The 20,136-nt window shown below is 64.5% G+C and carries 19 protein-coding genes; 17 read left to right on the top strand and 2 right to left on the bottom strand.

Annotated elements, in window-relative coordinates; all coding sequences use genetic code 11:
- Positions 1 to 51: 51 nt before the first annotated feature.
- A complete protein-coding gene (locus BN3789_RS02145) occupies positions 52 to 1,293 on the bottom strand; it encodes an AlbA family DNA-binding domain-containing protein (RefSeq protein WP_066829387.1) in 1,242 nt (413 codons plus the stop codon).
- A 338-nt stretch (positions 1,294 to 1,631) separates the two neighbouring features.
- On the opposite strand from BN3789_RS02145, the gene rpoB reads away from it, so the two are divergent.
- The 3 genes from rpoB (at position 1,632) to BN3789_RS02130 (ending at position 10,085) form a co-directional block, all read left to right on the top strand.
- Positions 1,632 to 5,126, top strand: coding sequence for a DNA-directed RNA polymerase subunit beta (gene rpoB / locus BN3789_RS02140; protein WP_066829384.1), 3,495 nt, complete (start codon positions 1,632 to 1,634; stop codon positions 5,124 to 5,126).
- A 6-nt stretch (positions 5,127 to 5,132) separates the two neighbouring features.
- Positions 5,133 to 9,608, top strand: coding sequence for a DNA-directed RNA polymerase subunit beta' (locus tag BN3789_RS02135; RefSeq protein ID WP_187119101.1), 4,476 nt, complete (start codon positions 5,133 to 5,135; stop codon positions 9,606 to 9,608).
- A 246-nt stretch (positions 9,609 to 9,854) separates the two neighbouring features.
- A complete protein-coding gene (locus BN3789_RS02130; RefSeq protein WP_066829378.1) occupies positions 9,855 to 10,085 on the top strand; it encodes a hypothetical protein in 231 nt (76 codons plus the stop codon).
- Positions 10,086 to 10,348: 263 nt separating this feature from the next.
- Here BN3789_RS02130 and BN3789_RS02125 read toward each other — a convergent pair whose 3' ends face one another.
- Positions 10,349 to 10,711 carry a NifB/NifX family molybdenum-iron cluster-binding protein gene (locus BN3789_RS02125; RefSeq protein ID WP_066829374.1) on the bottom strand — a complete coding sequence of 121 codons (363 nt, stop codon included), beginning with the start codon at positions 10,709 to 10,711 and terminating at the stop codon, positions 10,349 to 10,351.
- A 233-nt stretch (positions 10,712 to 10,944) separates the two neighbouring features.
- Between BN3789_RS02125 and rpsL the strand changes: the two genes are divergently transcribed.
- The 14 genes from rpsL (at position 10,945) to rpmC (ending at position 20,123) form a co-directional block, all read left to right on the top strand.
- Positions 10,945 to 11,322 carry a 30S ribosomal protein S12 gene (gene rpsL, locus BN3789_RS02120; RefSeq protein WP_066829371.1) on the top strand — a complete coding sequence of 126 codons (378 nt, stop codon included), beginning with the start codon at positions 10,945 to 10,947 and terminating at the stop codon, positions 11,320 to 11,322.
- 87 nt (positions 11,323 to 11,409) lie between these two features.
- Positions 11,410 to 11,883, top strand: a complete 474-nt coding sequence (gene rpsG / locus BN3789_RS02115; RefSeq protein ID WP_066829368.1) for a 30S ribosomal protein S7 — start codon at positions 11,410 to 11,412, stop codon at positions 11,881 to 11,883.
- Positions 11,884 to 11,904: 21 nt separating this feature from the next.
- The gene (fusA, locus tag BN3789_RS02110; RefSeq protein ID WP_066829359.1) at positions 11,905 to 14,028 is read left to right on the top strand and encodes an elongation factor G; all 2,124 of its coding nucleotides are present in this window, start codon (positions 11,905 to 11,907) and stop codon (positions 14,026 to 14,028) included.
- Between the two features lie 63 nt (positions 14,029 to 14,091).
- A complete protein-coding gene (gene rpsJ, locus BN3789_RS02105; protein WP_066829356.1) occupies positions 14,092 to 14,400 on the top strand; it encodes a 30S ribosomal protein S10 in 309 nt (102 codons plus the stop codon).
- A 144-nt stretch (positions 14,401 to 14,544) separates the two neighbouring features.
- Positions 14,545 to 15,156, top strand: coding sequence for a histidine phosphatase family protein (locus BN3789_RS02100; protein ID WP_066829353.1), 612 nt, complete (start codon positions 14,545 to 14,547; stop codon positions 15,154 to 15,156).
- Positions 15,157 to 15,506: 350 nt separating this feature from the next.
- Positions 15,507 to 16,127 carry a 50S ribosomal protein L3 gene (gene rplC / locus BN3789_RS02095; protein WP_066829350.1) on the top strand — a complete coding sequence of 207 codons (621 nt, stop codon included), beginning with the start codon at positions 15,507 to 15,509 and terminating at the stop codon, positions 16,125 to 16,127.
- Between the two features lie 48 nt (positions 16,128 to 16,175).
- Positions 16,176 to 16,802: a 50S ribosomal protein L4 gene (gene rplD, locus BN3789_RS02090; RefSeq protein ID WP_066829347.1), complete on the top strand. Its 627-nt coding sequence runs from the start codon at positions 16,176 to 16,178 to the stop codon at positions 16,800 to 16,802.
- A complete protein-coding gene (gene rplW / locus BN3789_RS02085) occupies positions 16,803 to 17,090 on the top strand; it encodes a 50S ribosomal protein L23 (RefSeq protein ID WP_066829344.1) in 288 nt (95 codons plus the stop codon).
- Positions 17,091 to 17,251: 161 nt separating this feature from the next.
- Positions 17,252 to 18,082: a 50S ribosomal protein L2 gene (gene rplB, locus BN3789_RS02080; RefSeq protein WP_066829341.1), complete on the top strand. Its 831-nt coding sequence runs from the start codon at positions 17,252 to 17,254 to the stop codon at positions 18,080 to 18,082.
- A gap of 29 nt (positions 18,083 to 18,111) precedes the next feature.
- On the top strand, positions 18,112 to 18,372 hold the full coding sequence (gene rpsS / locus BN3789_RS02075; RefSeq protein WP_022349932.1) for a 30S ribosomal protein S19: 261 nt from the start codon (positions 18,112 to 18,114) through the stop codon (positions 18,370 to 18,372).
- Between the two features lie 15 nt (positions 18,373 to 18,387).
- Positions 18,388 to 18,759, top strand: coding sequence for a 50S ribosomal protein L22 (rplV, locus tag BN3789_RS02070; protein ID WP_066829338.1), 372 nt, complete (start codon positions 18,388 to 18,390; stop codon positions 18,757 to 18,759).
- Between the two features lie 4 nt (positions 18,760 to 18,763).
- Complete coding sequence (gene rpsC / locus BN3789_RS02065) at positions 18,764 to 19,474, top strand: 30S ribosomal protein S3 (protein WP_066829334.1); 711 nt, start codon at positions 18,764 to 18,766, stop codon at positions 19,472 to 19,474.
- Positions 19,474 to 19,908, top strand: coding sequence for a 50S ribosomal protein L16 (gene rplP, locus BN3789_RS02060; protein ID WP_066829330.1), 435 nt, complete (start codon positions 19,474 to 19,476; stop codon positions 19,906 to 19,908). The genes rpsC and rplP overlap by 1 nt, the downstream gene beginning before the upstream one ends.
- Positions 19,908 to 20,123, top strand: a complete 216-nt coding sequence (gene rpmC / locus BN3789_RS02055) for a 50S ribosomal protein L29 (RefSeq protein WP_066829327.1) — start codon at positions 19,908 to 19,910, stop codon at positions 20,121 to 20,123. Before rplP ends, rpmC begins: the two co-directional genes overlap by 1 nt.
- The last annotated feature ends 13 nt before the right edge of the window (positions 20,124 to 20,136 follow it).

Genomic DNA, 20,136 nt, shown 5'->3' with positions numbered 1-20,136 from the left:
CGCCGGTCGGCACTGTGGCGTGCTCCGCGAAAGCAATCGATCGGCGTTTCCCTAACTGCGCAAGAGGGCGTCGACGAGCTGGTTGTCCCGCGCGTCGGGCGAGCCGAGGGGCAGGCCGCAGGCCTCGAAGAAATGGCTGCCGGCGAACTGTCGAGCCCTAAACGAGTTGTGCGCCCCGTCGTCGAGGTAGCGCACGCGCGACAGGCAGTCGGTGGTGGCGCAGTACAGCGGCCCGCGCTCGTCGACGTACTCGAGGTAGAGCGGCTCTTCGCTCCACAGCACCACGCCGGCGAGGTTCTCGAGCTCGTAGGCCACGGCGAACTGCTGCCAGGCGAGTCCGCGCGCGCGGACGTAGCGGTCGAGGATCGACGCCATGCGGGTCACGCGGGCGAGGGTGTCGCTCGCGCTCATGATGCGCAGGGGCGCCTGCCCTCCCGCCCGCTCGTGGCGCGTGAGGTTGAGCCGCGCGAGCGCGTGCTCGTACTCGTCGCCTCCGACCAGCACCGCCGGCACCGAGAGCTTGATGGACTCGTCGCCGAACAGCTCGATGGCCGAGTGCGGGGTGCGCGGATCGTCGCGCGTGGGGACGCTGAAGATGAGGGAGTCGTGCGCGTGGTGGACGCGGCAGGCGAGCCCCTGCCGCTTGAAGGCGGTCCGCATGCAGGCGGCGTGCTCGTTGAGCTCGTCGCGCGACGGGGCGTCTGCGGCCCGGCTTCCCATGCGGAACACGTACAGGTTGAACAGCGGCATGTCCTCTGCCGTGTAGAACACCGTGCGGCGGCAGAACTCCCGGACCTCTAGGCGCCTTCGCGTCGCCTTGCCGTACAGCTCGACGAGCGCCGAGCTCGCCGCGGGCCCCGAGGTCGAGCCCTCGCGCACGTCCACGACGCCATCGGCCACATACGGCGGGAAGTCGCCTTCGAGCACCTGCACGATGACGACGCCCTCGTCGGGCGCGGCGGGGTCGGTCACGAAGCGCACGTCGATGCGCGGCGCGGGCGTGATGTGACGGCGGCAGGATTCGCCGATGATCTGGCTGTAGTCCGCCGAGAGGCGCGGCAAGGGGCACGTGCTCTTGTCGTCGTCGGCGATGCCGATGACGAGCCAGCCGCCTGCGGAGTTGGCGAACGAGGCGATGATCTTGGGCAGCTTCTTCAGCACGGTGGGGGAGAGGCTCCGCTTGAACTCGAGCGCGTAGCCCTCCTCGAGCTCGCGCAGCTGGTCGAGATCCGCGTAGGTCACCTCGGCAAGCGTCTTCGGCCGTCCGTGGGCATCTTTGAATGGGCTGAACATCGGTGCCGCCTTCCTCGCGCCTCTTTGTGCGGCTTATACCCACCAACCTGTTCCTTCGGGCTGGAACTTTTCGGGACGGGGCCCTGTGCCCTCAGCATCCGAGAGATCGGGCGGCGGTTCACGGAAAACTCATGAACATATGTTCGTGATAACGAGGTTTACCAGCGGCTTTAAGAACGAAAAAAATAGCTAGTCCAAAAACTTCCGTAAGTCAAGACTTTTCTTGCCGAACGGAAGGCACCTGCTAAACTAATAGGTTGCGATAACTGGCAGAAGTCTTCGTGTATGCACGGACGGATGCCGACCACCCGTTTTTCCCGCGAAGGAGGAAACACCTGGTGCAGAAGTCTACACAGGCCGTAACGGCAACAGAGCGCACCCGCGTCAATTTTGGGAAAATTCCCGAGGCGATGGAGCTGCCTAACCTCATCTCCGTTCAGAAGCAGTCCTTCGAGCGCTTCATGGGCGAGGGCCTTCGAGAGGCGTTCAAGGAATCCAGCCCCATCCAGAGCCAGAATCACGTTCTGGAGGTGACGTTCGGCGAGCACCAGTTCGGCGACCCCGCGCACACCGTCGAGGAGTGCCGCGAAAAGGACATGACCTACCAGGCCCCGCTTCTGACCGACGTCCGTCTCACCAACAAGGAGACCGGCGAGATCAAGGAGCAGCTCGTGTTCATGGGCGACTTCCCCATGATGACCGACCAGGGCACCTTCATCATCAACGGCACGGAGCGCATCGTCGTCTCCCAGCTCGTGCGTTCACCCGGCGTGTACTACTCCTCCGAGATGGACGGCGGCAAGCAGGTCTACAAGGCGCAGATCATCCCCGCGCGCGGCGCGTGGCTTGAGTTCGAGGTCGACAAGCGCGACCAGCTCGTGGTCTCCATCGACCGCAAGCGCAAGCAGTCCGCGACCATGTTCCTGCGCGCCCTCGGCATCGCCCCCACCAACGACGAGATCATCGAGCTGCTCGGCGACTCCGACGTGGTGAAGCGCACCATCGAGCGCGACACCGCGCTGACCCGCGAGGACGCTCTCATCGAGATCTACCGCCGCCTGCGTCCGGGCGAGCCGCCCACGGTCGACGCCTCCCGCAGCCTGCTCGAGGGTCTGCTGTTCAACCCGCAGCGCTACGACCTGGCGCGCGTGGGCCGCTACAAGGTCAACAAGAAGCTCGGCCTCACCACCTCCGAAGAGGTCGCCATCCTCACCGACGAGGACATCGTCGCCACCCTTCGCTACCTGCTGGCGCTCGCCGCGGGCGAGAACGGCTTCAAGACCGACGACATCGACCACTTCGGCAACCGCCGCATCCGCACGGTGGGCGAGCTGGTGGCCAACCAGTTCCGCATCGGCATGAGCCGCATGGAGCGCGTCGTCCGCGAGCGCATGAGCTCCCAGGACATCGACGAGATCACCCCGCAGTCGCTCATCAACATCCGCCCGATCGTGGCGGCCATCAAGGAGTTCTTCGGCTCCTCGCAGCTGTCCCAGTTCATGGACCAGGCGAACCCGCTGACCGGTCTTACCCACAAGCGCCGCCTGTCCGCCCTCGGCCCCGGCGGCCTCGCCGGCCACAAGTCGGGCTCCAGCCGCCGCACGAACGTGCCCACCGCCGTGCGCGACGTCCACAACTCCCACTACTCCCGTATGTGCCCCATCGAGACGCCCGAAGGCCCCAACATCGGCCTGATCGGCTCGCTGGCGCTGTACGCCCGCGTGAACGAGTACGGCTTCATCGAGGCCCCGTACCGTCGCGTCGAGAACGGCCGCGTCACCGACCAGATCGACTGGATGACCGCCGACGAGGAAGAGAACCACATCATCGCGCCGGCCAACACCCCGATCGACCCGGTCACCCGCGAGTTCGTGTCGACCGACGCCGAGGGCAACGTGGTCCGTCCGCACTCCGTCGTCGCCCGTACGCGCGACTTCGACGGCTCCTTCGGCGCGCCGGCTGACGTGCCGGTGGACGACATCGACTACATGGACGTCTCCCCGCGCCAGATGCTGTCCGTCGCAGCTACCCTCATCCCGTTCCTCGAGCACGACGACGCCAAGCGTACCCTCATGGGCGCGAACATGCAGCGCCAGGCCGTGCCCCTGCTGCACCCGATCGCCCCGTACGTCGGCACCGGCATGGAGCGCCGCGCCGCGATCGACTCCGGCGAGGTCACGCTGGCCAAGCACGCCGGCGAGGTCGTGTTCGCCGACGCCTCCAAGATCACGGTGAAGTCCGCTGAGGGCCTGGAGGAGTACCACCTGCCCAAGTACCAGCGCTCCAACCAGTCCACCTGCATCAACCACCGCCCGCTCGTGCGCGTGGGCGACGAGGTCGTCGAGGGCCAGCCGCTGGCCGACGGCCCCTCGACCGATCACGGCGAGCTCGCGCTCGGCCAGAACCTGGTCGTGGCCTACATGCCGTGGGAGGGCTTCAACTACGAGGACGGCATCGTCGTCTCCGAGCGCCTGGTCTCCGAGGACCTGCTGACCTCCATCAACATCTCCCGCCACGAGATCGACGCCCGCGACACCAAGCTCGGCCCCGAGGAGATCACCCGCGAGATCCCGAACCTGTCCGAGGACATGCTCGCGAACCTCGACGAGGACGGCATCATCCGCATCGGCGCCGAGGTCGGCCCGGGCGACATCCTGGTCGGCAAGGTCACGCCCAAGGGCGAGAGCGCTCTGACCGCCGAGGAGCGCCTGCTGCGCGCCATCTTCGGCGCGAAGGCCCACGACGTTCGCGACACCTCCCTCAAGATGCCGCACGGCTCCTACGGCCGCGTCATCGACGTCGTCCGCTTCAGCCGCGAGGCCGGCGACGATTTGGCCCCCGGCGTCAACGAGCAGGTGCGCGTCTACGTCGCGCAGCGCCGCAAGATCCAGCAGGGCGACAAGATCGCCGGCCGCCACGGCAACAAGGGCGTCATCTGCGAGGTCCTGCCCGTCGAGGACATGCCCTACATGGCCGACGGCACCCCGGTCGACGTCATCTTGAACCCGCTGGGCGTCCCGTCCCGTATGAACGTCGGCCAGCTGCTCGAGTGCCACCTCGGCTGGGCCGCCGCCTGCGGCTGGGATCCCGATTCGGCCGATTCCGACGCCTACGTGCCGGGTCCGTTCTTCACGGCCACCCCGGTCTTCGACGGCGCGTCCGAGGACGAGATCGCCGAGGTCATCCGCCGCGCCAACAAGAACATGGTCAACCTCGCCCGCGAGCGCTACGGCGAGCACATGCGCCCCGAGTTCGTGACGCAGCTCGACGAGCGCGGCAAGACCGTGCTGTACGACGGCCGTTCCGGCGAGGAGTTCCGCGAGCCGATCACCGTGGGCATCTCCTACATCCTGAAGCTCGGCCACATGGTCGACGACAAGATCCACGCGCGCTCGACGGGCCCCTACAGCCTCGTGACCCAGCAGCCGCTGGGCGGCAAGGCGCAGTTCGGCGGCCAGCGCTTCGGCGAGATGGAGGTGTGGGCCCTGTACGCGTACGGCGCGTCCAACGTGCTGCAGGAGATCCTCACCGTCAAGTCCGACGACACCGTGGGCCGCGTCAAGACCTACGAGTCCATCGTCAAGGGCGAGAACGTCCCGTCTGCCGGCATCCCCGAGTCGTTCAAGGTCCTGGTCAAGGAGATCCGCTCGCTGGCGCTCGACATCGAGCCGATGCACACCAACGTGTACGAGGCCGAGCCCAAGGCGACCGAGGCCGCTGCCGACGCCGACGCTTTGACCGACCTTCCCTCCATCGACGAGGTCGACACGTCCGTTGACGCTGTCGACGCCCTGCTCGATGCCTTCGCCGCCTCCACGACCGATAAGGAGTAAGTGACTGTGGCAGATTTCGAATCCACTGATTTTGATGCGGTAAAGATCTCGCTCGCTTCCGCCGACCAGATCCGCTCGTGGTCGCACGGCGAGGTCAAGAAGCCCGAGACCATCAACTACCGTACCCTCAAGCCCGAGAAGGACGGCCTGTTCTGCGAGAAGATCTTCGGTCCCGCCAAGGACTGGGAGTGCTCCTGCGGCAAGTACAAGGGCATCCGCTTCAAGGGCATCGTCTGCGAGCGCTGCGGCGTCGAGGTGACGAGCGCCAAGGTTCGCCGCGAGCGCATGGGCCACATCGAGCTCGCCGCTCCCGTCTCCCACATCTGGTACTTCAAGAGCCCCACGAGCTTCCCCATGAGCCGTCTTCTGGACATCAAGTCCAAGGACCTGGAGAAGGTGCTCTACTTCGCCAGCTATATCATCACGCACGTCGACTATGAGGCCCGCGAGGCCGATGCCGAGGACCTGCGCGAGGAGCTCGCCGCCGACCTCGAGGAGATCGACGCCGAGTGCGCCCGCCAGATCGAGAGCCTGAAGGCCCAGGGCGACCCCGAGAACTTCGACGAGTTCTCCGACGAGGAGCCGCTGACGCCCGAGGAGATCGCCGCCGGCATCGTCGACATCGAGGAGGAGACCAAAGACGAGAAGCAGCTGCGCTCCGACGCCTTCCAGGCGTTCATGCAGTTGACCGAGCGCGACCTGATCTCCGATGAGCCGCTGTTCCGCGAGATGAAGCGCTACTACTCCATGTACTTCGAGGGCGGCATGGGCGCCGAGGCCATCCGCGACCTGCTGTCCGCCATCGATCTGCCGAAGGAGGCCGAGCGCCTCAAGGCCATCATCGCCGACGAGGACGGCCAGAAGCAGAAGCGCGAGAAGGCCGTCAAGCGCCTCGAGGTCGTCGACGCCTTCCTCAAGGGCGGCAACGACCCGGCGAACATGATCTTGGACGTCATCCCGGTCATCCCGCCCGATCTGCGCCCGATGGTCCAGCTCGACGGCGGCCGCTTCGCCGCGTCCGACCTGAACGACCTGTACCGTCGCGTCATCAACCGCAACAACCGCCTGAAGCGCCTGCTCGACCTCGACGCGCCCGCGATCATCGTGAACAACGAGAAGCGCATGCTGCAGGAGGCCGTGGACGCCCTGTTCGACAACGGTCGCCGTGGGCGCCCGGTGTCCGGTCGCGGCGGCCGTCCGCTGAAGTCGCTCGCCGAGGCCCTCAAGGGCAAGCAGGGCCGCTTCCGCCAGAACCTGCTCGGCAAGCGCGTCGACTATTCCGGCCGTTCCGTCATCGTCACCGACCCCAAGCTGAAGCTGCACCAGTGCGGTCTGCCCAAGACTATGGCGCTCGAGCTGTTCAAGCCGTTCGTCATGAAGCGCCTCGTGGAGCTCGGCAAGGTCGAGAACATCAAGGGCGCCAAGCGCGCGATCGACCGTTCCGCCAGCTTCGTGTGGGACATCCTCGAAGAGGTCATCGACGGCCGTCTGGTGCTGCTCAACCGCGCCCCGACGCTGCACCGCCTGTCCATCCAGGCCTTCGAGCCCGTGCTCGTCGAGGGTAAGGCCATCCACCTGCATCCGCTCGTCTGCTCCCCGTTCAACGCGGACTTCGACGGCGACCAGATGTCGGTGCACGTGCCGCTGTCCCAGCAGGCCCAGGCCGAGGCCCGCGTGCTGATGCTGTCCGCCAACAACCTGCGCTCCCCGGCGTCCGGCAAGCCCGTCAACGTCCCGTCCCAGGACATGATCATCGGTGTGTACTACCTCACCCAGGTCCGCGACGGCCTGTCCGGCGAGGGCCACGTGTTCGCGAGCTTCGACGACGCGCTCAACGCCTATGACGCCCGCACCGAGGTCGACCTGCAGGCCAAGATCATGGTGCGCGTGAGCTCCGAGCAGGCCAACGTCTTCACCGAGGACGGCCGCAAGCTCTTCCGCGTCATGAACGGCCGCGGCGACGCCGTGGACTACGACGTGACCGGCTCCAAGACCGCGCGCTTCGAGACCTCCATCGGCCGCATCATCTTCAACCAGCAGTGCCTGCCGGCCGACTACGAGTTCATCAACTACAAGATGGCCAAGGGCGACGTGTCCAAGCTCGTGGCCGACTGCTGCGACCGCTATCCGCAGGCCGAGGTCGGTCCGATCCTGGACGCCATCAAGTACGCCGGTTTCCACTTCGCGACCCGCGCCGGCCTGACCATCTCGCTGTGGGACGCCCTCATCCCCGAGGACAAGCCCCAGATCCTCGACGTCGCCCAGAAGCGCGTCGACCAGATCAACGAGTACTTCGAGGAAGGCTTCATCAACGAGCAGGAGCGCCACATCGAGGTCGTCAACGAGTGGACGGCTGCCACCGACACCGTCGCGGCCAAGATGCTCGACATGTTCGATGAGGAGAACCCCATCTACATGATGGCCGACTCCGGCGCCCGTGGCTCGAAGGCCCAGCTGCGTCAGCTCGGCGGCATGCGCGGCCTCATGGCCGACATGTCCGGCGAGACCATCGACCTTCCCATTAAGGCGAACTTCCGCGAGGGCCTGCTGCCGCTCGAGTACTTCATCTCCACCTACGGCGCCCGTAAGGGCCTGGTCGACACCGCGTCGCACACGTCCGACTCCGGTTACCTCACCCGTCGTCTCGTCGACGTGGCGCAGGACGTCATCGTCCGCGAGGAGGACTGCGGCACGACCGAAGGCGTCACCTACAACCTGATCATCCCGGGCACCGACGACATCAACGCCGACCTCGTGGGCCGCTGCTTCATCGAGGACGTCGTGGCGCCGGACGGCGAGACGCTGTTCCACACCGACGAGTACATCGAGAGCGTGGCCGACCTCCAGAAGATGATCGACCACGGCATGAAGAAGGTTAAGCTCCGCGCGCTTTTGACCTGCCGCTCCAAGTACGGCGTGTGCCAGAAGTGCTACGGCTGGGACCTCTCCACGCGTCGTCCGGTCGCCATCGGCACCGCGGTCGGCATCATCGCCGCCCAGTCCATCGGCGAGCCCGGTACGCAGCTGACGATGCGTACCATTCACTCCGGCGGCGTCGCGGGCGTCGAGGACATTACGCAGGGTCTGCCGACCGTCGGCCGCATGTTCGACGTCGTCGGCAACGTCAACGAGAAGATCCTGGGCCGCGAGGCCGATCTGGCCCCGTACTCCGGCGTGCTCTCGATCAAGCCCGAGAAGGCCGAGTACATCATCCAGATTCTCGACGCCGACGATCCGACCCGCATCCTCGACGAGCGCCGCGTGCCCGCGTCGGTGCGCTTCATGCCCGGTATCGAGGACGGCGCCGAGATCCGCGCCGGCGACCAGATCACCAAGGGCTTCGTGAACTTCCGCAACCTGCGCAAGCTCACCGACATCGAGTCCACCATGCACACGTTCGTCGAGAGCGTGAAGGACGTCTACACGAGCCAGGGCGTCGACCTGAACGACAAGCACATCGAGGTCATCGCGCGCCAGATGCTGCGCCGCGTCCAGATCACCAACCCCGGCGACTCCCGCTACCTGCTGGGTCAGTACGTCGACCGCTACGAGTTCGCCGACGAGGTCGATCGCGTGGCGCGTCGCGGCGGCACCCCGCCGGCGGCCGAGCCCGTCATCCTGGGTACGCTCAAGGTCGCGTCCTCCATCGACTCCTGGCTGTCCTCCGCGTCGTTCATCCGCACCGCGGGCGTTCTGACCGAGGCCGCCATCGAGGGCAAGGTCGACCACCTGCTCGACCTCAAGTCCAACGTCATCGTGGGCAAGAAGATCCCCGCCGGCACCGGCCTCAAGCCGTACGCCAACGCGACGCTGACCTACCGCACCGCCGACGGCTACGTCAACATTGACGGCCCGACGTCGCCTGCGTCCAAGAGCCTGCCCGACTGGGCTCCCTCCGAGCTCAAGGAGCTCGATGAGCAGCTGCCGCAGCAGCTCGACTGGACCGGCTACGACGAGTACGGCACCGGCGACGGCTCGTTCACCCGCAACGGCCGCACCATCTCCGCCGAGGACGCGCGTCTCTACCTGTTCGACGACCTGGGCGTGTCGCAGCGCTGGACCAACAAGTTCAGCGAGGTCGGCATCGAGACGGTTGGCGACCTGGTCGGCAAGTCCGAGGAGGACCTGCTGCGCATCGACGGCATCGGCGCCAAGGCGATCGAGGAGCTGCGCGACGGCCTGGAGGCCCACAACCTCCTGTACATCCTCGACAACACCGACGACGTGGCGGACGAGGAGGATCTGTCCCAGCTGCTGCAGATGGTGTTCAGCCCGGACGGCCCCGACGACATCCTGCTCGGCACGAGCGCCCCGCGCCATCACTTCGACTCCGATGAGGAGATGATCGGCGCTCCCGCTGAGGACAGCTCCAAGAAGGACGGTTCCTCCGGCATCATCAACGAGGACATGGCCTCGCTCGACGAGCTGCTGAACCAGCTTGTCGACAACGACGACCATCATCCTGAGGAGCAGGAGGACTAAGGTTTCCGCCTGAACCCGTTCGGCCCGCTTTCCCCACAGGGGAGAGCGGGCCTTTTGCGTAGGTAGGGGCATGCGCGAAGCCGTCTCCATGGGGGAGGGGGTGTCCCATCTGCCTGCCGGATGTCATTCATACCGGATACCGCCGATTCGTTCCTTTGTCGTCGGCGCCGACCCTTCGAGTGGATATGCTGGTTTCGCGGGACACGGGCTCTGCGAAGGTAATTCCGCCTGAAGGGAGCTTCAAACATGGCAGACGATAAGATGATGGACACCCAGCTGAATGACGACGAGCTCGCAGACGTCGCGGGCGGCGGCACCGGCATCGACCCCGATGCGTTCAAGCCGTTCGACCCCAATGATCCGATCAATATCCTGATTCAAAAAGAGCAGGAGGCCCCGAGCGTTTCCCCGATCCCGGGCCCCGATGGAACCTTCATCATCCCCGGTACCGCTGGAACCACCGTCAACCTCGACTAACCACCAAGCATTCACTCAAAAGGGGCGAGCACTCGGTGCCCGCCCCTATTCGAGTGAATGCAAATTCAAGGTACGTCCCCGATTTGCACTTTTGCAAATCGGGGACGTACCTTGAATTTGCATGTTTGCAAACTGGGGACACCCCTTGGCCGTCCGCGTTCCTACGGCACCGCGCTTACTCATGAAAACCCCCGCCACGCAACCGCATCCACGGTGGTATGGCGGAGGTTGCCAAAAACGGTGCCGCTTCGACGAGCGCTTCCTCAGTGCCTGCAGGCCGCGTTCGGGTCCATGGGTTCCACGTCGCCCGCGAGGAACTTCTTGAGCACGTCGCCCGCGATCGGCGTCTCGCGCTCGGCGTAGACGGCCACGCCGCCCGCGGTGAAGCGGCTGTAGGGCGGCATGCCCATGCCGGTGGCGATGATGGCGTCGATGTTCTGGTCGAGCGCGTGCTGGATCACGCCGCCGCAGCCGCACTCGTCGTGCTCGACGTTCTTGACGGATTCGACGCTCGTGACGGTGCCGTCCTCGACCGTCGCGATGGTGAAGTAGGCGGCATGGCCGAAGTGGCCGGAGCGGGGTGCGTCGAGTCCCTGATCGGTCTCGACGGGGATGGCGATCCTCATGGGGCTTCTCCTTATGACTGGAAGATACATGCGCCGACCATTATAGAGAACTCGATGTGGAGATTTGGCGGAAAGGGGGCCAAAATAGGATACGCCCGGCGGCGTGGTGTGTTGACAGCGCTGCAAGCGGGCGTACAATTGCGAACTGCGTGTTTCGAAGGTGGATGCTGACGCCTCGATTCAAGCCGTTGCACATTATAGAAAGCTGGAATCATTTCGAGAAGGAGTACGCTTTGCCTACTATTAACCAGCTGGTTCGTCAGGGCCGCCAGTCCAAGCCGGCCAAGTCCAAGAACGCCGCTCTGCAGCACAACTCGCAGAAGCGCGGCGTGTGCACCCGCGTGTTCACCACGTCCCCCAAGAAGCCGAACTCGGCTCTGCGCAAGGTTGCCCGTGTTCGCCTGGTCAACGGCATCGAGGTCACCGCTTACATCCCCGGTGAGGGCCACAACCTGCAGGAGCACTCCATCGTGCTCGTCCGCGGCGGCCGCGTGCGCGACCTCCCTGGTGTTCGCTACAAGATCATCCGTGGCGCCTACGACTGCGCTCCGGTGAACAACCGCATGAAGGCTCGCTCCCGCTACGGCGCCAAGCGTCCTAAGCAGAAGTAAGCAGATCTGTAACGAACCGTTTCCGCGACGTCACGAACATTCGCCGAACAGGCATCGCGTCGCTTCAATACCAGAGGAGAAATACCTATGCCTCGTCGCAAGACTAAGAATCTTCATCGCGAGATCCAGCCGGATTCCGTGTACAACAACCGCCTGGTGACCCAGCTCATCAACAAGATCCTGCTGGACGGCAAGAAGGCCACCGCTGAGCGCATCGTCTACAGCGCCTTCGACATGGTCGCCGCCAAGTCCGAGCAGGACGCCCTGGCCGTCTTCAAGAAGGCCATGGACAACGTCCGCCCGACCCTCGAGGTCAAGCCCAAGCGCGTCGGTGGCGCCACCTACCAGGTGCCCATGGAGGTCAACTCCCGTCGTGCCACCCAGCTCGCCATCCGCTGGATCGTCAACTTCGCCCGCGCCCGTAAGGAGAAGACCATGGCCGAGCGTCTGGCCAACGAGATTCTCGACGCCTCCAACGGCGTCGGCGCTTCCGTGAAGCGTCGCGAGGATGTCTTCAAGATGGCCGAGGCCAACCGCGCATTCTCTCACTACCGTTGGTAAACCGAGGAAGGATAGATACACATGGCTAAGCCTAAGTACAAACTGTCCGACACCCGTAACATCGGCATCATGGCCCACATCGATGCCGGTAAGACCACGACGACCGAGCGCATCCTGTACTACACCGGCAAGACCCACAAGATCGGTGAGGTCCATGACGGCGCTGCCACCATGGACTGGATGGTCCAGGAGCAGGAGCGCGGCGTAACCATCACCTCCGCTGCCACCACGTGCTTCTGGCACAAGGGCGGCGACGTGAACAACGGCCCCGCCTACCGTATTCAGATCATCGACACCCCGGGCCACGTGGACTTCACGTCCGAGGTCGAGCGCTCCCTGCGCGTCCTCGACGGCGCCGTCGCCGTCTTCGACGCCGTTGCCGGCGTTCAGCCCCAGTCCGAGACCGTGTGGCGCCAGGCCCGCACCTACAACGTCCCGCGCATCGCCTTCATCAACAAGTTCGACCGCATCGGCGCCGACTTCTGGCACGCGATCGACACCATGAAGGAGCGCCTGCACGCCAAGGCGGTCGCCATCCAGGTCCCGATGGGCTCCGAGGACAACTTCTGGGGCATCATCGACCTGGTGACCATGGTCGCCTGGGACTTCAAGGCCGACGACAAGGGCATGACCTACCCTGAGCCCATGGATGAGATCCCGGCCGAGTTCGCCGAGATCGCCGCTGAGAAGCGCGCCGAGCTGCTCGACGCCGCCGCCGAGTACGACGACGAGCTCATGATGATGGTCCTCGAGGACGAGGAGATCCCCGTCGAGATGCTCAAGGCCGCCATCCGCAAGGGCGTTCTCGCCAACGACCTCAACCCGGTCCTCGTGGGCTCCGCCTACAAGAACAAGGGCGTCCAGGAGCTGCTCGACGCCGTCGTCGACTACCTGCCGAGCCCGCTCGACATCCCGGCCGTCGAGGGTACCGACCCCGACACCGGCGAGGCCGACACCCGCGAGACGAGCTTCGACGCTCCGTTCTCTGCCCTGGCGTTCAAGATCATGACCGACCCCTACGTCGGTAAGCTCACCTTCTTCCGCGTGTACTCCGGTCACATCGACGCCGGCTCCTACGTGGTCAACGCCACCAACGGCCAGCGCGAGCGCTTCGGCCGCATCCTCGAGATGAACGCGAACGACCGCGTCGACGTCGACGGCGCCTTCGCCGGCGACATCCTCGCCGCCGTGGGCCTCAAGAACACCACCACCGGCGACACCCTGTGCGAGGAGGGTCACGAGATCGTCCTCGAGTCCATGGAGTTCCCCGATCCCGTTATCGACGTTGCCGTCGAGCCCAAGACCAAGGCCGAGCAGGACAAGATGAGCCTCGCGCTCGCCAAGCTCGCCGAGGAGGACCCGACCTTCACCGTCCGCACCGACCACGAGACCGGCCAGACCATCATCGCCGGCATGGGCGAGCTGCACCTCGAGATCATCGTCGACCGTCTGCTGCGCGAGTTCAAGGTCGAGGCCAACGTCGGTAAGCCCCAGGTCGCCTACCGCGAGGCTCCCGGCCACGACGTCGACCGCGCTGAGGGCAAGTTCGTCCGTCAGTCCGGTGGTCGCGGTCAGTACGGCCACGCCGTCATCAAGCTCGAGAAGATGGAAGAGGGCTTCGGCTACGAGTTCGTCAACGCCATCGTCGGCGGCGTCGTGCCCAAGGACTACATCCCCTCCATCGACAAGGGTATCCAGGAGGCCCTCGAGACCGGTGTCATCGCCGGCTACCCGGTGGTCGACGTCAAGGTGACCCTGTTCGACGGTTCCTACCACGAGGTCGACTCCTCCGAGGCCGCCTTCAAGATCGCCGGCTCCATGGCGATCAAGGACGCCCTCAAGAAGTCCGACCCGATCCTGCTCGAGCCGGTCATGGCCGTCGAGGTCGAGACCCCCGAGCAGTACATGGGCGACGTCATGGGCAACCTGTCCGGCCGTCGCGGCAAGATCGAGGGCATGGACGATCGTTCCGGTGCCAAGGTCATTCGCGCCAAGGTGCCTCTGGGCGAGATGTTCGGTTACGCGACCGACCTCCGCTCCCAGACCCAGGGCCGCGCGTCCTACACCATGCAGTTCGATTCCTACGAGCCCGCGCCGAAGTCCATCACGGACGAGGTCGTGGCCAAGGCCGGCGGCAACGCCTAAGGCCCCTCGCACGTACACTAGTTTGATTGCGAGGAAGCCCTCGCACGCCATTTGGAGGTAACGTTGTCTAGCCAGAAGATCAGGATTCGCCTCAAGGGCTACGACCACGAGGTCGTCGACCAGTCCGCGAAGCTCATCGTCGACACCGCCCAGAAGACGGGCGCCCGCGTGTCCGGTCCCATCCCCCTGCCCACCGAGCGCAACCTCTACACGGTCATCCGCTCGCCGCACAAGGACAAGGACTCCCGCGAGCAGTTCGAGATGCGCACCCACAAGCGCCTCATCGACATCCTCGATCCCACCAGCGGCACCGTCGACTCGCTGATGCGTCTCGACCTGCCCGCCGGCGTCGACATCGAGATCAAGCTCTAAGCCAAACTCGATAGCTTGCTGTATGGCCCTCGGCATCGCGCCGGGGGCCTTTATCGTTTTGCGCGGGTCCGGTCCGGCTCGCCTCGCATGCATCGGGCCCGCTGCGGTATCATGGCGTGCGGAACAGGAGCTGAAAGGAGCGGGATGTCCCAGCTGTATCTGCTCCGTCACGGGCAGACGGAGTTCAATCTCAAACACCTCGTCCAGGGACGGTGCGACGCGCCTCTTACCGAGCTGGGCATCGCACAAGCGCACGCCGCTGCCCGCTGGCTCATCGGGCAGCACGTGCGCTTCGACCGGCTCTGCACGTCGCCCTTGGGGCGGGCGAAGGCGACCCTCGGGCTCGTCCGCGCTGATCTTGCGGACGCAGGCGTTACGGACCTTCCGGAGATCGAGCCCGTCGACGGTCTGATGGAGCGCAGCTACGGTCCTTTTGAGGGCGGTCCTGCCGCCGATGTTCCCTGCGAGCTGTGGGATCCCGGCGAGGCCCTCGTCCCATATGGGGGAGAGGGGAGCGCGGCGCTGCGGGAGCGCATGGTCGCCACGCTGACGGACATCATGGAGCACGCCGACGACGATGCCGCCGTTCTGGCCACGAGCCATGGTTCTGCGACGCTGCAGTTCAAGAAGGCATGGGAGCATCTCGCCCGCTGCCCGCAAGACGTTCCCTTGGGGAACTGCTGCATCCTCGTCTACACGTACTATCGCGAGCGCCGGGCCTTCATCAACCAGGCCATCGTGAACCCCCAGCTGTAGCGTGGACGGGCCGGCTTCGACTGCACCGGCAGATGCATCCGCCTGAATTCGGTATCATCCACTCCGCCATTCTCCCCAGGACGATCGAATGTGCCCGCGCATGTGCCCTACGCTGCGAATTCAATGCGAAGAAAATATGGACACGCCCGTGGCCGTGTATACTAATCAAGCTGTGCCTCGTTAGGGGAGGATTCCACCTGCGGAGAGCACGCTCGCGAATGGGTTGCCGAGCGCGCCGACGCAAGTCGAATGCAAAGCTACGTGGCACGCACGTCCGATAGTGGTCCTCTAGGGGCGTCCGCAAGGGGCGGACGCAGTGTCCCAAGACCACCGAGAGTTAGGATCATTGAATGATCAGCATGATTCTCGGCCGCAAGATCGGTATGACCCAGGTGTGGGACGAGAACGACAACGTCGTCCCCGTCACGGTCATCCAGGCTGGCCCCTGCGCGGTCTCGCAGGTTAAAACCAAGGCCACCGACGGCTACGATGCCGTCCAGATCGGTTTCGGCGACATCAAGGCCAAGAACGTGAACAAGCCCATGGCTGGTCACTTCGCCAAGGCCGGCGTCGAGCCCGTCCGTTACCTCCGTGAGGTCCGCGTCGAGAACGGCGAGGATCACAAGGTCGGCGAGACCGTCACTGTCGCTGACTTTGCCGACGTCGCCAAGGTCGATGTCATCGGTACCTCCAAGGGTAAGGGCTTCCAGGGCCGCATCAAGCGCTGGGGTCAGCGCCGTGGTCCTATGACTCATGGTTCCCACTTCAAGCGTCATCCGGGCTCCATCGGCCAGTGCGCCTATCCCGCCCGCGTCCTCAAGGGCGTCAAGATGGCCGGTCACATGGGCGATGAGCGCGTGACCGTGAAGAACCTCACCGTTGTCCGCATCGATGCCGAGCAGAACCTCATGCTCATCAAGGGTGCCGTCCCTGGTGGCAAGAACGCTCTGGTCGCCATCCGTATGGCCTAAGGGCCTCAGGTCCAGTAGGTCCTAGAGTCATACCAAGGAGAACAGAACATGTCTAAGTTTGAAGTAAAGAACAGCGAGGGCAAGGCGGCCGCCGAGGTCGAGCTCGCGCCTGCGGTCTTCGACATCGAGCCGAACGTCCACGTTATGCACCACATCGTCACGTGCCAGAGGGCATGCTGGCGTCAGGGCACCCAGTCCACCAAGGGCCGTTCCGAGGTCTCCGGTGGCGGCAAGAAGCCTTGGCGTCAGAAGGGTACCGGTCACGCCCGCCAGGGTTCGACCCGTGCCGGCCAGTGGCGTCACGGCGGTGTCATCTTCGGGCCGAAGCCCCGTTCCTACGCCAAGCGTATGAACAACAAGGAGGTCAAGCTCGCCATGCGCTCCGCGCTGTCCGCCAAGCTGCGCGACAACGAGCTCTTCCTCGTCGACGACTACGGCTTCGAGAAGCCGTCCACCAAGGCTGCCGTCGCCCTGCTCAAGAACCTCGGTATCGAGGGCAAGCGCCTCACGATCATCGTGCGTGAGGACGACATCAACGCCTACCTGTCGTTCCGTAACATCCCCAAGACGTTCATCATCACGCCGTCCGAGGCCAACACCTATGACCTCCTCAACAACGGCGCCCTGCTGATGCCCGCTGACGTCGCGACCCACTTCGGGGAGGTGCTCGCATAAATGACCGCTCACGAGATCATCATCCGCCCCATCGTGTCCGAGCGCTCCTACGCTGAGATGGAGCAGAATCGCTACACGTTCGAGGTCCACAAGGATGCTAACAAGTATCAGATCAAGGACGCGATCGAGGAGATCTTCAATGTGAAGGTCACCCGCGTTAACACCCTGCGCGTCAAGCCGAAGACCAAGCGCGTGCGCTACGTCGCCGGCCAGACTCGCTCCTGGAAGAAGGCCATCGTCACCGTGGCCGAGGGCCAGTCCATCGAGATCTTCGGCAACCAGGCCTAAAGATCGAGCCCCGCATGCATTCCAGCCTCGCGAGCAGCGAGGGAGTTTTGGATGTACCGGGCTCAAAAGATGGAGCCGCCCGGTACCGTGGTAAATCCGGTGTCACCGCACCCGCGTCCCTGCTTGCGGTGGCGAGCGGATTGAAATGAAAGGGATAGGTAATGGCTGTAAAGCACCTTAAACCGACCAGCGCCGGTAGGCGTTGGCAGACGATCTCGGACTTCTCCGAGATCACGACCAACAAGCCCGAGAAGTCCCTTCTCGCGCCCCTGCCCAAGAAGGCCGGTCGTAATAACCAGGGTCGCATCACCGTCCGCCATCAGGGCGGCGGCGTGAAGCGTCGCTATCGTATCATCGACTTCAAGCGCAACAAGGACGGCGTGCCCGCCAAGGTTGCCACGATCGAGTACGATCCCAACCGTTCCGCGCGCATCGCCCTGCTCCACTATGTGGACGGCGAGAAGCGCTACATCCTCGCGCCCAAGGGCCTCAAGGTCGGCGACCGCGTCGTGTCCGGCTCCGATGCCGACATCAAGCCCGGCAACGCTCTTCCGCTTGCCGACATCCCCGTCGGTACGCTGATCCACGCGATCGAGTTCATGCCCGGCAAGGGCGCCGCGATCGCTCGTTCCGCCGGCACCGCTTGCCAGCTCATGGGCAAGGAGGGCAAGTACGCCATCGTGCGTATGCCGTCTTCCGAGATGCGCCGCATCCTGCTCACCTGCCGCGCCACCGTCGGTGAGGTCGGCAACGCCGAGCACTCCAACATCGTCATCGGCAAGGCCGGTCGCAAGCGCAAGCTGAACGTCCGTCCTACCGTCCGCGGTACGGTCATGAACCCGGTCGACCACCCGCACGGCGGCGGCGAGGGCAAGAACCACACCTCCGGTCGTCCTTCTGTTACTCCGTGGGGCAAGCCGACCAAGGGCTATCGCACCCGCAACAAGAAGAAGGTCTCCAACGCCCTCATCATCCGTCGTCGTCGCAAGTAGTCGATACCGAGTTTTAGGAGTTAGCACTTATGAGCAGAAGTCTCAAAAAGGGCCCGTTCGTAGAAGCTCGCCTTCTCTCGCGTATCGTCGCGATGAACGAGGCCGGCAAGAAGGACGTCGTGAAGACCTGGTCCCGCGCGTCCACCATCTTCCCCGAGATGGTCGGTCACACCATCGCCGTCCACGACGGCCGCAAGCATGTGCCCGTGTATGTCACCGAGTCCATGGTTGGTCACAAGCTCGGCGAGTTCGCGCCGACCCGTACGTTCCGCGGCCACAAGGCCAAATAGGGGGGTTCTTCGTAAATGGCAACTAAGTCAACCGACACCGCGACCCGCGAGGTCCGCGCGACGGCCAAGTACGTTCGCGTGTCCCCCGGCAAGGCTCGCCTGGTGGTCGACCTGATCCGCAACAAGTCCGTGGCTCAGGCTTTCGATATCCTGCATTTCTGCAACCGCGCCGTGGCTGTGGACGTTGAGAAGGTTCTCAAGTCCGCCGTGGCCAACGCCGAGAACAACAACGGTATGCGCGCTTCCGACCTCGTCGTGAAGTACGCCTACGTGGACGAGGGCCCGTCGCTGAAGCGCATCCGTCCTCGCGCTAAGGGTTCCGCTTCCCGCATCCTCAAGCGCACGAGCCACATCACCGTTATCGTTGCTCCCGGAAAGGAGGCGTAGAGCCATGGGTCAGAAAGTCTATCCCACCGGCTTCCGTCTCGGTATCACCGAGAACTGGCGTTCCCGTTGGTTCGCCGACAAGAACTACGCCGAGACCCTCGGCAACGATCTTGAGATCCGCAAGTACCTCAAGAAGCGCCTGTCTCGTGCCGCCGTCTCCCGCGTGGAGATCGAGCGCGCCGGCGACAAGGTGAAGATCATCATCTTCACCGCCCGTCCCGGCATCGTGATCGGCAAGAAGGGTGCCGAGATCGACACCCTGCGCACCGACCTCGAGAAGGTCGTCGGCGTCGACCGCGGCCACCTGTCCGTCGATGTCATCGAGATCAAGCGTCCCGAGCTTGACGCCAACCTCGTCGCCCAGTCCATCGCCGAGCAGCTCGAGGGCCGCGTTGCCTTCCGTCGCGCCATGCGCAAGGCTGTTCAGACCGCTCGCAAGTCCGGCGCCAAGGGTATCCGTATCCAGTGCTCCGGCCGTCTGGGCGGCGCCGAGATGGGCCGCCGCGAGTGGTACCGCGAGGGTCGCGTGCCTCTGCACACCCTGCGCGCCAAGATCGACTACGGCACGGCCGTCGCCCACACCACCATGGGCGCTTGCGGTGTCAAGGTTTGGATCTACCTGGGCGAGAAACTTCCGGGTCAGCCGGTTCCCAACCCGGCTCTCGAGGGTCCTTCGCGTCCTCGCCGTCGTAATTCCGAGAGGAGGGGTCAGTAGTGCTTGCCCCTAAGCGTATTCTTCACCGCAAGGTGCAGCGTGGCTCCATGAAGGGTCATGCCAAGGGCCATACCGAGCTCCATTTCGGTGACTACGGTCTCCAGGCTCTCGAGGCTCACTGGATCACCAACCGTCAGATCGAGGCCGCTCGTGTCGCCATGACTCGTTACATGAAGCGTGGCGGTCGCGTGTTCATCACGATCTTCCCCGACAAGCCCATCACCAAGAAGCCCGCTGAGACCCGCATGGGTTCCGGTAAGGGCAACCCGGAGGAGTGGGTGGCCGTCGTCAAGCCCGGCCGCGTCATGTTTGAGATTTCCGGCGTCTCTGAGGAGATTGCGCGCGAGGCTCTGCGTCTTGCCCAGCATAAGCTGCCGATCAAGACCAAGGTCCTCATCCGCAACGCCGACGCCGCTGCCGAGGAGGATAACTAATGAAGCCCGCAGAGATTCGTGAGCTCACGGACGCTCAGCTTGCCGACAAGCTGAAGGAGATGCGCGCCGAGCTCTTCAACCTTCGTTTCCAGATGGCCACCAGCCAGCTGGACAACACCGCTCGCGTCAAGACCGTGAAGAAGGACATCGCTCGTGTCCTCACGGAGCAGCGCGCCCGTCAGATTGCAGCGGAGAAGACCGCTGCGGCCGAGTAGATTCAGGAGTTAG

The sequence above is a fragment of the Collinsella ihumii genome, from assembly GCF_900046475.1.
Lineage (GTDB): Bacteria > Actinomycetota > Coriobacteriia > Coriobacteriales > Coriobacteriaceae > Collinsella > Collinsella ihumii.
This window is presented reverse-complemented; position numbering and strand designations above follow the sequence as displayed.